10 protein-coding genes are annotated in these 10389 nt (G+C 74.3%); 5 read left to right on the top strand and 5 right to left on the bottom strand.

Features of this window, described 5'->3' with window-relative positions:
• Positions 1 to 16 precede the first annotated feature (16 nt).
• Positions 17 to 790, top strand: coding sequence for a glucose 1-dehydrogenase (locus tag PYV61_RS03235; protein ID WP_275828270.1), 774 nt, complete (start codon positions 17 to 19; stop codon positions 788 to 790).
• Positions 787 to 1434: a hemolysin III family protein gene (locus PYV61_RS03240; RefSeq protein WP_275828272.1), complete on the top strand. Its 648-nt coding sequence runs from the start codon at positions 787 to 789 to the stop codon at positions 1432 to 1434. Before PYV61_RS03235 ends, PYV61_RS03240 begins: the two co-directional genes overlap by 4 nt.
• 67 nt (positions 1435 to 1501) lie before the next feature.
• Here the strand turns inward: PYV61_RS03240 and PYV61_RS03245 are convergent, their stop codons facing one another.
• The 5 genes from PYV61_RS03245 to PYV61_RS03265 form a co-directional block, all read right to left on the bottom strand.
• A complete protein-coding gene (locus PYV61_RS03245) occupies positions 1502 to 2896 on the bottom strand; it encodes a TldD/PmbA family protein (RefSeq protein ID WP_275828274.1) in 1395 nt (464 codons plus the stop codon).
• The gene (locus tag PYV61_RS03250; protein WP_275828275.1) at positions 2893 to 4509 is read right to left on the bottom strand and encodes a TldD/PmbA family protein; all 1617 of its coding nucleotides are present in this window, start codon (positions 4507 to 4509) and stop codon (positions 2893 to 2895) included. Before PYV61_RS03250 ends, PYV61_RS03245 begins: the two co-directional genes overlap by 4 nt.
• A gap of 159 nt (positions 4510 to 4668) precedes the next feature.
• The gene (locus tag PYV61_RS03255) at positions 4669 to 5232 is read right to left on the bottom strand and encodes a hypothetical protein (protein ID WP_275828277.1); all 564 of its coding nucleotides are present in this window, start codon (positions 5230 to 5232) and stop codon (positions 4669 to 4671) included.
• A gap of 11 nt (positions 5233 to 5243) precedes the next feature.
• Positions 5244 to 6008: a histidine phosphatase family protein gene (locus PYV61_RS03260; protein WP_275828280.1), complete on the bottom strand. Its 765-nt coding sequence runs from the start codon at positions 6006 to 6008 to the stop codon at positions 5244 to 5246.
• 248 nt (positions 6009 to 6256) lie between these two features.
• Complete coding sequence (locus tag PYV61_RS03265) at positions 6257 to 6406, bottom strand: hypothetical protein (protein ID WP_275828282.1); 150 nt, start codon at positions 6404 to 6406, stop codon at positions 6257 to 6259.
• An 88-nt stretch (positions 6407 to 6494) separates the two neighbouring features.
• Here PYV61_RS03265 and PYV61_RS03270 point away from each other — a divergent pair, with 88 nt between their 5' ends.
• From PYV61_RS03270 to PYV61_RS03280, 3 genes are all read left to right on the top strand, one after another.
• Positions 6495 to 8117 (top strand): alkaline phosphatase family protein, encoded by a 1623-nt coding sequence (locus tag PYV61_RS03270; RefSeq protein WP_275828284.1) that lies wholly within the window; start codon positions 6495 to 6497, stop codon positions 8115 to 8117.
• Between the two features lie 5 nt (positions 8118 to 8122).
• Positions 8123 to 8782 (top strand): Smr/MutS family protein, encoded by a 660-nt coding sequence (locus tag PYV61_RS03275; RefSeq protein ID WP_275828286.1) that lies wholly within the window; start codon positions 8123 to 8125, stop codon positions 8780 to 8782.
• A 61-nt stretch (positions 8783 to 8843) separates the two neighbouring features.
• Positions 8844 to 10253 carry a hypothetical protein gene (locus PYV61_RS03280; RefSeq protein WP_275828288.1) on the top strand — a complete coding sequence of 470 codons (1410 nt, stop codon included), beginning with the start codon at positions 8844 to 8846 and terminating at the stop codon, positions 10251 to 10253.
• Positions 10254 to 10389: the final 136 nt, after the last annotated feature.

The raw sequence follows: 10389 nt of genomic DNA on the forward strand, positions 1-10389 counted from the left end.
AGCGCCCCTCGACCTCATGACCGACTCGGTAGCCGCACGCTTCAGGATGGACGGCCGGGTGGCGATCGTCACCGGGGCCAGCAAGGGGATCGGCGAGGCGACGGCGCGCGCGCTCGCGGAGGCGGGGGCGCGCGTGGTGGTCAGCAGCCGCAGGCAGGAGGCGGTCGACGCGGTGGCGCACGCGATCGTCGCCGCGGGCGGGGAGGCGCTGGCGGTCGCGGCCAACGTCGGGAGGCCGGACGAGGCGCGCGCGCTGGTCGAGCGCACGCTCGCGCACTGGGGCGGCGTGGACGTCGTCGTCAACAACGCCGCGGTGAACCCGGTCTACGGCCCGCTGCTCGACGCGGACGACGCGGTGCTCGACAAGATCCTGGCGGTGAACGTGAAGGGGCCGCTCGAGGTGTGCCGCCACGCGTACCCGAGCATGCGCGCGCGCGGCCGCGGCAGCGTGGTCAACGTGTCGAGCATCGGCGGCGTGTCGCCGGAGCCCGGGCTCGGGCTCTACAGCGTGAGCAAGGCCGCGCTCGTCTCGCTCACCAAGGTGATGGCGCAGGAGTGGGGGGCGCACGGCGTGCGCGCCAACGTCATCTGCCCGGGATTGATCAGGACGAAGTTCTCGCAGGCGCTCTGGCAGGACGAGCGCGTGCTCGCGCACACGCTGGCGCAGCAGCCGATCCCGCGCGTGGGGGAGCCCGAGGACGTGGCGGGGCTCGCGCTCTTCCTGGCGTCCGACGCCGCGGCGTACTGCACCGGCGGCGTGTACATGGCCGACGGGGGCTACCTGACGTGACCGTCGGCCGGCCCCAGACGCGGGCCGAGGAGCTCGCGAACGCGATCACGCACGGGCTCGGGCTGGCCGCCAGCCTGGCCGGCGCGCCGCTGCTGGTGCGCGAGGCGCGCGCGGGGGGCGACGCGTGGCTGGACGCGGGGCTGCTCGTGTTCGGCGCGACGCTCGTGCTGATGTACCTCGCGTCGACGCTCTACCACGCGGTGCCGCACGCGCGGCCGAAGCGCGTGCTGCGCACCATCGACCACTCGGCGATCTTCCTGCTCATCGCGGGCACCTACACCCCGTTCCTCCTCGGCCCGCTGCGCGGCCCGTGGGGGTGGTGGCTGCTCGGCGTGGAGTGGGGGCTGGCGACGCTCGGCGTGATCGCCAAGTGGACCGTCGGCTTCCGCTTCCCGCGCCTGTCCACCGCCGTCTACCTGGCGATGGGATGGAGCGCGCTGGTCGCGATCGTGCCGCTGGCGCGCGCCCTCTCGCCGTCGGGGCTCGCCTGGCTGGTGGGCGGGGGGCTGTGCTACACGGGCGGCGTGGCCTTCTACGCGACCGACCACCGCCTGCGCTACGGGCACGCGGTGTGGCACCTGTTCGTGGCCGGCGGCAGCGTGTGCCACTTCGTGGCGGTGGTGGGGCACGCGGTGCCGGGGTGAGACGCGCTGCGGGCTGCGGCCTGCGGGTTCGAATCCGCATCCCGCAGCCCGCAGCGTCGTCCCTGGCTCAGACGGCGTCCGACGTCGACGTGAAGTTGAAGTCGCGCGCCTTCACCGGCGGCACCACGATCGCCTGCCCCGGGCTCCCGTCCTCGCTGGCGCTGACGCGCACCGGCACGCCCATCGCCTCGAGGTTGTTGAGCATGAAGATCGGCGACTCGTTCCAGCGCAGGTTCTTCACCGCGCGCGTGATCTTCCCGTTCTCGATCAGGAACGTGCCGTCGCGCGTCAGCCCCGTGAACAGGATCGTGCGCGGGTCGACGCCGCGGATGTACCAGAGGCGCGTCACCAGCAGCCCGCGCTGGGTCGAGGCGATCATGTCCTCGATCGACGTCGTGCCGCCGCTCATGCGGAGCCCCGACACCGCGGTCGGCGCGACGTTGTTCTTCTGCGCCCAGAAGCGGTCGTAGGCGAGGTTCTTCACCACGCCGTTCTCGATCCAGGTCATCGGGCCGACCGGCGTGCCGTCGCCGGTGAACGGCGCGCCCGGCGTGTCGGGGCTGAACGGGTCGGACGACAGCGTCACCCGCTCGTCGATCACCTTCATCCCGATCTTGTTGCCGCCGCCGGGCTTGGAGAAGAACGACCGCCCCTCGTCGGCGTTGCGCGCGCCGAGCGAGCCGGCGATCAGCTGCACCAGGTTGGCGACCGCCGTCGGCTCGAGCACGACGGTGTAGCGCCCCGGCTCGATGGCCGCCGGGTTGGCCGAGCGCTTGGCCTTCTCGATCGCGCGGGCGCCGAGGGCGGCGGCGTCGATCTTGGACCAGTCGTGGTGCGACGCGCCGGCCCAGCCGGAGCCGGTGCCGTCGGGGGTGCGCACCGTGGTCGTCATCGACGACGACGTCTGGCGGCGGTAGGCGAACAGCCCCTTGCTGTTGGCGATCGCGAACGCGCCGGCGTTGGTCTCCATGTAGCCGGTCGACGTCAGGTTCGCGCCGCGCGCCGGCTCGGCGACCGCGCGCACGGCCTGCGCGCGCCCGGCCGGGTCGAGCGTGGCCGTCGTCTCGCTCCAGCCGGCGTCGGAGTCGCGGTACTGCTGCGGGCCGAGCTCGGGCAGCGCCTCCGGGTCCTCGGGCGCCAGCCGCGCCAGCGCCTCGGCGCGCTGCACGACCGCGCGCAGCGAGGCGTCGTCGAGCTTGTTGGTGGTGGCGTTGGCCGAGCGGCGCCCGAAGACCGAGCGCACGGTCACGACCGCGTCGTACGTGTCGCCGGCCGTCGAGACCTGGTTGACGGCGAAGCGGGTGTTGCCGGACACGCCGCTCTGGATCGAGACGCGCGTCTCGTCGGCGGTGGCGAAGCCGAGCACCTTCTTGGCGATCGCCTCGCAGTCGGGGCGGGAGAGGTAGCGGGCGGGCGCCGCGAAGAGCGAGCGCGGGGCGCCGGCGTCGAAGAACGCGCTCACGCGGTCCGTCCGGTGTTGATGACGTTGACGTTGCGGAAGCGCGACGGGACGCACCCGTGGCTCACCGCGTTGCTCTGCGAGGGCTGCCCCTTGCCGTCGTTGTTCGCGCCGCCCAGCCAGTAGGAGCGCTTCCCGCCGATCATGTCGAGGCCGGCCCAGAACTCGGGCGTGCGGAACTGGTAGGCCACGTCCTTGAGCATCCCGGTGATCTTGCCGCCGCGGACCTCGTAGAACAGCTGGCCGCCGAACTGCGCGTTGTAGCGCTGCTGGTCGATCGAGAACGACCCGTTGCCGACGATCGCGATCCCGCGGTCGGTGGCCGAGATCAGGTCCTCCCAGACGTAGTCCTTCTCGCCCGGCATCAGCGAGACGTTGGGCATGCGCTGGAACTGCACGTCGGCCCACGACTGCGCGTACGAGTTGCCGTGCGAGCGCGTGGCCTTGTTGTTCTTCTTGTACCACCAGTCGAGGTACGGCGCCTGCTCGCGCGTCGTCTGGTAGTCCACCACGACGCCGTCCTTGATGATCATGTACGTCTCGGGCTTCACGCCCTCGTCGTCCCACCCGCAGGCGGCCAGCGACCCGACCTGGTCGCGGTCGGCCTGGATGTTCATCAGCGGCGACCCGTACTTGAGCTGCCCGAGCATCTTCTCGGGGGGCGTCACGAAGCTGGTGCCGGCGTAGTTGGCCTCGAAGCCGAGCACGCGGTCGAGCTCCGTGGGGTGCGCGACGCTCTCGTGGATGGTGAGGAACAGGTTGCTCGGGTTGAGGATCAGGTCGTAGCGCCCGACCTCCACCGGCTTGGCGGCGAGCTTCTGCGCGGCCTCCTCCGCCCACTTCGGCGCGTTGCCGACGAAGTCCGACTCGGTCACGTGCTCGTAGCCGCGCCCCATCGGCGCGACCTCGGTGCTCTGGCGCGACTGGAAGTCGGAGTTGTCCGCGGCGACGGCCGTGATGTTCATCGTCGGCGTCGTGCGGTAGAGCGTCTGCACGGTGAACGTCCCGTCGGTCGAGGCGAACGTCTTCTCCTCGCGCAGGAAATTCATCCCCGAGTTCACGAAGCGGACGCCCTTCACCTTCATGGCCGCCTCGTTGGCGGCGAGCAGCAGCGCGACCTTGTCGGCCACCGGCACGTCGAACGGGTCGACCTTGATGGGGCTCTTCCACTCGCCGCTGGCCGTCGGCTGCACGGGCGCGAGCTGGTGCGGGCGCACCTGCGCGGCGCGGTTGGCCTTGGCCTGCGCGACGGCCTGCCGCGCGGCGACGGCGATCCCGTCGGGCGACAGGTCGCTGGTGGCGGCGAAGCCCCACGCGCCGCCCACCAGGGCGCGCACGCCGGCGCCGAACGTCTCGCCGTCGGCCAGCCCCTGCACGCGGCGCTCGCGCGTGGCGACGAACTGGGTGCGGTTCTGCGAGATGCGCACGTCGGCGTAGTCGGCGCCGCTCGACTTGGCGGCGTCGAGGGCGCGCATCGCCAGCGCGCGGATCGCGGGGTCGCCGGGGGCGGGGAGGGGGCCGGTGGGGAGGGCGATCGCGCCGCGCGGGGCGCCGATCGCGGCGGCCGCCGCGGCGGCCGTCGTCCCTACGAGGAAGTCGCGTCGATTGAGGGGCACGCTGGAACTCCGGAACGCGGGAAGGGCCGGCGCGCTGGGAGGCCCGCCGGGAACCCGGATACGATAGCGCCAGACGCGGCGTTGCGGGGGGACCCGGGGGTCGATCAGCTGCGGGCTGCGGGCAGCGGGTTTGGAATCCGCAGCCCGCAGTCCGCAGCCCTACAGCGTCTCCCGCTCCCCCCGCATCACCCCCAGCCAGGCGGCCATGGCGGCCTCCCCGGGATAGCCCGGCAGCACCCGCCGCACCCGCCCCGCGCCGTCGAGCGCCAGGAAGGTCGGCGTTCCCTGGATCTGGAAGGTGAAGAGCGCCTCCGCCGCCGGCGTCACCGGCCCCGCGAGCACGGCGCCGCGCACCCCGGTCGCCTCGAGCATCGCGCGCCCGTGCTCCGCCCCCTCGAGCGTCACCAGCCAGAGGCGCGGGAGGGCGCGCCCCGCCGCCAGGCGCCCGAAGTCGCCGAGCGCCTCCTTGCACACCCCGCAGGTGCGCGAGACGACCATCACCACCGCCGGCTCGCCGAGCCGGGCCAGCGCGGTCACGCGCCCGTCGGCGGTGCGCACGGTCAGCGCGGCCACGCCGGCGCCCGGCCCGAACGCGTAGGCCGCCGCGCGCGCGTCGCCGGCCGGCACCGCGTCGACGTCGCCGGCCTGGCGCAGGCCGAGCCACAGCCCGCCCCCGACCGCGGCCGCCAGGACCGCCGCGCTGCGCCACGCCTCGCGCGTCATCCGGGGCACCGTCAGGCCGTCGGCGAGGGGTGCACCGGCTCGTGCGTCACCGGCGCCCCCTCGTCCTCGAGCGGCACGGTGAAGTTGTACTGCACGAGCGCCAGCCGCCCCGCGGCCGCCGGGCGGTACGTCGTCACCGAGCAGTTGGCGAGGTCGTACTGCCGCCACAGCTCGCCCAGCTGCTCCACCGTCAGCCCGTCGAGCACGTAGCGCGCGGACAGGATCACGATCTGGTGGCAGACGACCAGCACCCGCTCCCCGGGGTGGTTCTGCGCCACCGCCTCGAGCGCCGAGCGCACGCGGAACGCGACGTCGGCGCCGCTCTCGCCGTTGGGCGGGCGGTAGTAGAAGGGGCCGAGGCGCTGCCGCAGCGCCCACTGCTCGGGGTGGCGCGCCTCGACCCCCCAGCGCGTCAGGTCGTGGAAGAGGCCGAGCTCCTTCTCGCGCCACCGCTCGTCGCACCCGACCTGCGCCTCGGCGGTCACCGCCGGCGCCGCGCCCCCCGCCGCGACGATGCGCGCCGCGGTGCGCCGCGCGCGCTCGTACGGCGACGCGATCACCACGGTCGGCCGCTCCCCCTCGGGCCGCTCGGCGAACCACCGCCCGAGTGCCGTCGCCTGCCGCTCGCCGAGCGGCGACAGCGGGATCTCGGCGTCGGCGACGTCGAGGCCGATGTCGTCGGACTGCGCCGCGAGGGCGGCGTTGCGGGCGACGTTCGCGGCGCTCTCGCCGTGGCGGACGAGCCAGAGGGTGGCGGGGACCGGGGCGGAGGGCATGAGGGGGAATCTAGGTGCCCTTTGCTCGGCACGGCGTAGAGCGGGGGACGGCGCACGTCCGGGTGCGGCGGAGAGCGGGGTGAACCGAACCAAGGGGTGACCCGCACACCGGGGTACCGCGGACCTACCAGCTCATAGACGGTACGTCCGCCGTACCCCGGCGTGCGCCCCATCCGAGTTCGCCGTATCCCGCTCTGCGCCGTACCCGGATCTCCGCCGTATCCGGCTCTGCGCCGTCGAACGGCCGCTCAAGGCCCCCGCGCCGCCCGCTCCGCCGCCTCCTGCGCGCGGAGTCGGCGTCCCGCCTCCCGCAGCGCGATCGTCTCGGAGAGCACCAGCGCCGCGGCGACCGCGAGCGCGAGCAGGGTCAGCAGGGTCGAGCGCTCGGGGAGTCGCACGGCGGGGACCTGTGGGCGGGAGTCGCGGGATAAATTGCGGACGGGCCCCGCCGGTTCGCGGCGCCGCCATTTCCCTCCACGCGCCCGCATGCCTCGCCTCCCCCGCGCCGCCGCCCTCGCGGCGCTGCTCGCCCCCGCGGCCGCGGCCGCCCAGGCGCCGGCCGCCCAGGCGCTCGCGCCGCAGCCGCCGACGCTGGTCGTGTTCATCACCATCGACCAGATGCGCCCCGACTACTTCACGCGCTTCGGGGCGCAGCTCACCGGCGGCCTCCGGCGCCTGTACGACGGGGGCGCGGTGTTCACCGAGGGGCGCTACGACCACGCGATCACCGAGACCGCCCCGGGGCACTCGGTCGTGATGGCGGGGCGGCACCCGGGGGGGACCGGGATCCTGCTCAACGACGAGGGGGTCCCCGACGTCTTCTCCCCGCTCATCGACTCGCGCGACGTCGGCGCGTCGCCGTGGAAGTTCCGCGGCTCGGTGCTGTTCGACTGGATGCGCAACGCCGACTCGTCGTCGCGCGCGCTGTCGGTGTCGCGCAAGGACCGCGGCGCCATCCTCCCGATCGGGCGCGCCAAGCAGCCGGCGTTCTGGTACGCCCCCGACATGGGGTTCACGACCAGCAGCTACTACGCCGACACCCTCCCGACCTGGGTGCGCGACTTCAACCGCCGCAACCCGATCGCGGGCTTCGCCGGCTACCGCTGGACGCCGCTCCTCCCCGACAGCGCCTACGCGGAGCGCGACAGCGTCCCGGTCGAGAACCGCGGGCGCGACTTCGTCTTCCCGCACGTCATCCCCGCCACCCCGCCGCGCCGCGTGGGGAGCGAGCTGGCCGAGACGCCGGTGATGGACAGCCTGACGCTCGCCCTCGCCCTCGACGGCGTGCGCGCGTACGACCTGGGGCGCGGGCCGGCGCCGGACCTGCTCAACGTCTCGCTCTCCACCACCGACAACGTCGGGCACCGCTACGGCCCCGACTCGAAGGAGCAGCACGACCAGATCCTGCGCCTCGACCGCGACCTCGGCGCCTTCCTCGACGCGCTGTTCGCGATCCGCGACTCGTCGCGCGTCCTGATCGCGGTCACCGCCGACCACGGGATGACGCCGATCCCCGGCGCGGCGCGCTACACGAAGTCGGCCGACCCGGCCACCGGCGAGGGGCTGGTGAACGACACGGCGCTCGTCAGCGGCGTGCGCGACCGGCTGGCCGCCCGCGGCGTGTCGCGGAGCGCGCTGCTGTTCAACTACGGGATGCTGCGCGTCGACCGCCGCGCGCTGCGCGCCGCCGGGCTGAACGCCGACTCGGTGGTCGCCGACGCGATGCGCGCCCTGCGCGCGCACCCGCTGATGGGGCGCGTGGCGACCGTGAAGTCGCTCGCCTCGGCCGACACCACGCGCGACCAGTTTGCGCGCTGGTGGCGCCACATGCTCCCCCCCGACGAGCCGGTGGCCGCGGTGGCGTCGCTCAAGCCGTGGAACGGGTGGTCGCGCTACGGCGGCATCGGGCACAACGCCGGCAACCCGACCGACGCCCGCGTCCCGGTGATGTTCTGGGGCTCGGCGTTCCGGCCCGGCAAGTTCGCCGGCCGCGCGCTGGTGGTCGACATGGCGCCGACGCTCGCCGCCGCGCTCGGGATCGCGCCGACCGAGCGGCTCGACGGGCGCCCGCTCGTGCGCGCGCTGCGCGTCCCCCCCGACGCGCGCTGACCGCGATGTCCAGACGCCGCCGCGCGCGCGGCCCCGCCGGCGACGACGCCCCGGACGGCCCCGACGGCCCGGCGCCCGACGGGCTGGCGCAGGCGTTCGACGCCGTCACCTTCGGCGCCGACCGCACGCTCAACCTGCGCGCCCACCTCCCCACGCGCGCCGAGGCGCTGGCGCGCGCCGAGGCGTGGCTGCGCGAGAAGCAGATCGCCGGCGTCGACGAGGTGCTGGTCATCACCGGGCGCGGCGCCGGGAGCGTCGACGGCGTCTCGGTGGTGCGGCAGGCGATCCTGCAGCTCCTCTCGTCGCTGCGGCGCCGCAACGTGCTGGCCGGCTTCCGCGAGCACACCGCCGGCGCGTTCGTCGTCGAGCTGGCGCCGGTGCACGCGCTCTTCCACCCGATGCGGCGCCGCCGCGAGCCGCCCCCGCCGCCGCTCCCCGACCCGCGCACCCTGGCGGGGCTCGACGACGAGACGCGGCGCCTCCTGCGCACCCTCGGCACGGTGCGCCTGCAGCACCTCGGCGTGCACACGCCGACGCCCGCGCTGGTCGAGGACGAGATGCTCGCGCAGTACGCCGCGCTCGCGCGCAGCATCCCCGAGGGGCCGGAGCGCGAGGCGCGGCTGCAGCAGGCCGTGATCCGCGCGCTCGAGGAACTGGACGGCTGACGGGCCGCGGGGCAGCTTGTGCGCGCTCCGCGCGCCCCGTCGTCTCCCCGCCTCCCGCCGCATGCCCCGCCTCCGCCCGTCCGCCCCCGCCGCGCTGCTCGCGTGCGGGGCACTGCTCGCCCCCGCCGTCTCGCGCGCGCAACCGGTGTTGCGCGCCGCGCACGACCACGGCGCCGCCCCGCTCTCCACCGCCGGGCTGCGCGGGAAGATCGCGGAGCTCTTCATCTTCGGGCCGGGGCAGGACCCGCTCTTCCTCGCCGGCTCGGCGGGGAGCACCAACCCGGCGTCGGTGCAGGCGCACGGCACGCACTTCATCCCGTCGGCCGCCGCCAGCAACGGCTCGATCATCGGCTTCATCGGGCAGGCGCTCGGCACCAGCGTCGCCAGCATCCCGATCGGCGCCACCACCAGCGGCGAGACGTTCCGCTTCGAGGGGGGCGTCCCGGTGAGCACGGCCACGTCGGCCGGCCCGATCTTCGCCGAGCGCGCGCAGACGCTCGGGCGCGGGCGCGTGCTGGCGGGCGTCAACCGCAGCTCGTTCAACTTCTCGACCATCCGCGGCGTCCCGCTGCGCGACGTGCAGGTGACGTTCACCCACGAGAACACGAACGCCGCCGGGTGCGCCGCCGAGAACGGGGGGCAGGACTGCGCGCAGTACGGCGTCCCGGTGCTCGAGAACGAGGTGATGCAGGTCTCGCTCGACCTCGACATCGACGTCGCGGTGACGTCGTTCTACGTCACCTACGGGATCACCGACCGCGTCGACTTCGGGGTCGCGGTGCCGGTGCTCCAGAACTCCTTCCGCGGCACCAGCAGCGCGCAGATCCTCCCGTTCGGGGGCGGCAACGCGGTGCACTTCTTCGCCGGCACGCCGCAGAACCCGGTGCTCCAGGCGTCGCGCACGACCACGGGGCGCGCGTTCGGGATCGGCGACGTGGCGGCGCGCCTCAAGGTCAACGCGGCCAGCGGCCCGCGCACCGGCGTCGCCTTCCTGCTCGACGCGCGCTTCCCGACGGGCGAGGTCGAGAACCTGATGGGGACGGGCGAGTTCGTGGGGCGCGGCATGGCGATCGTGTCGTCGCGCTTCGGCAACTTCTCGCCGCACGCCAACGCGGGCTACCTCTACCGCGCCGACCGCGAGCTGGCCACCGACGCGGTGCTGGCCACCCTCGGCTTCGACCAGCTGCTCGGCAAGGGGGTGACCATGGCCGCCGACGTGCTGAGCGAGCTGCAGGTCGGCTCCAACCGCCTGGAGCTCCCGCGGACGGTGCAGTTCGACGCGCCGTTCCGCCGCACGGTCGACCCGACCAACATCCCCGAGATGCGCGACGACGTGGTCAACGGCTCGTTCGGCTTCAAGTTCACCGGCGCCAGCCGCGTGACGGCGATCGCCAACGCGCTCTTCCCGCTGAACGACGGCGGGCTGCGGTCGCGGACGACGTTCACGTTCGGGGTGGAATACTCGTTCTGAGCGGCGAGCGGTGAGCGTCGGGCGTCGAGGGGGGCTCCGCGGGGCGGGACAGTGTGTCCCCCGCGCGGAGCCCCCGTCGCGTCACGGGCCGAGCGCCGGGCGCCGAGCGCCGAGCGGACCTGTTCTCGGCGCTCGG

Source organism: Roseisolibacter sp. H3M3-2 (genome assembly GCF_029211165.1).
GTDB lineage: Bacteria > Gemmatimonadota > Gemmatimonadetes > Gemmatimonadales > Gemmatimonadaceae > Roseisolibacter.

Coding starts and splice junctions, on each gene's coding strand:
- PYV61_RS03235 (WP_275828270.1), top strand. CDS start 17: ATGACCGACTCGGTAGCCGCACGCTTCAGGATGGACGGCCGGGTGGCG.
- PYV61_RS03255 (WP_275828277.1), bottom strand. CDS start 5,232: ATGACGCGCGAGGCGTGGCGCAGCGCGGCGGTCCTGGCGGCCGCGGTC.
- PYV61_RS03260 (WP_275828280.1), bottom strand. CDS start 6,008: ATGCCCTCCGCCCCGGTCCCCGCCACCCTCTGGCTCGTCCGCCACGGC.
- PYV61_RS03270 (WP_275828284.1), top strand. CDS start 6,495: ATGCCTCGCCTCCCCCGCGCCGCCGCCCTCGCGGCGCTGCTCGCCCCC.
- PYV61_RS03275 (WP_275828286.1), top strand. CDS start 8,123: ATGTCCAGACGCCGCCGCGCGCGCGGCCCCGCCGGCGACGACGCCCCG.
- PYV61_RS03280 (WP_275828288.1), top strand. CDS start 8,844: ATGCCCCGCCTCCGCCCGTCCGCCCCCGCCGCGCTGCTCGCGTGCGGG.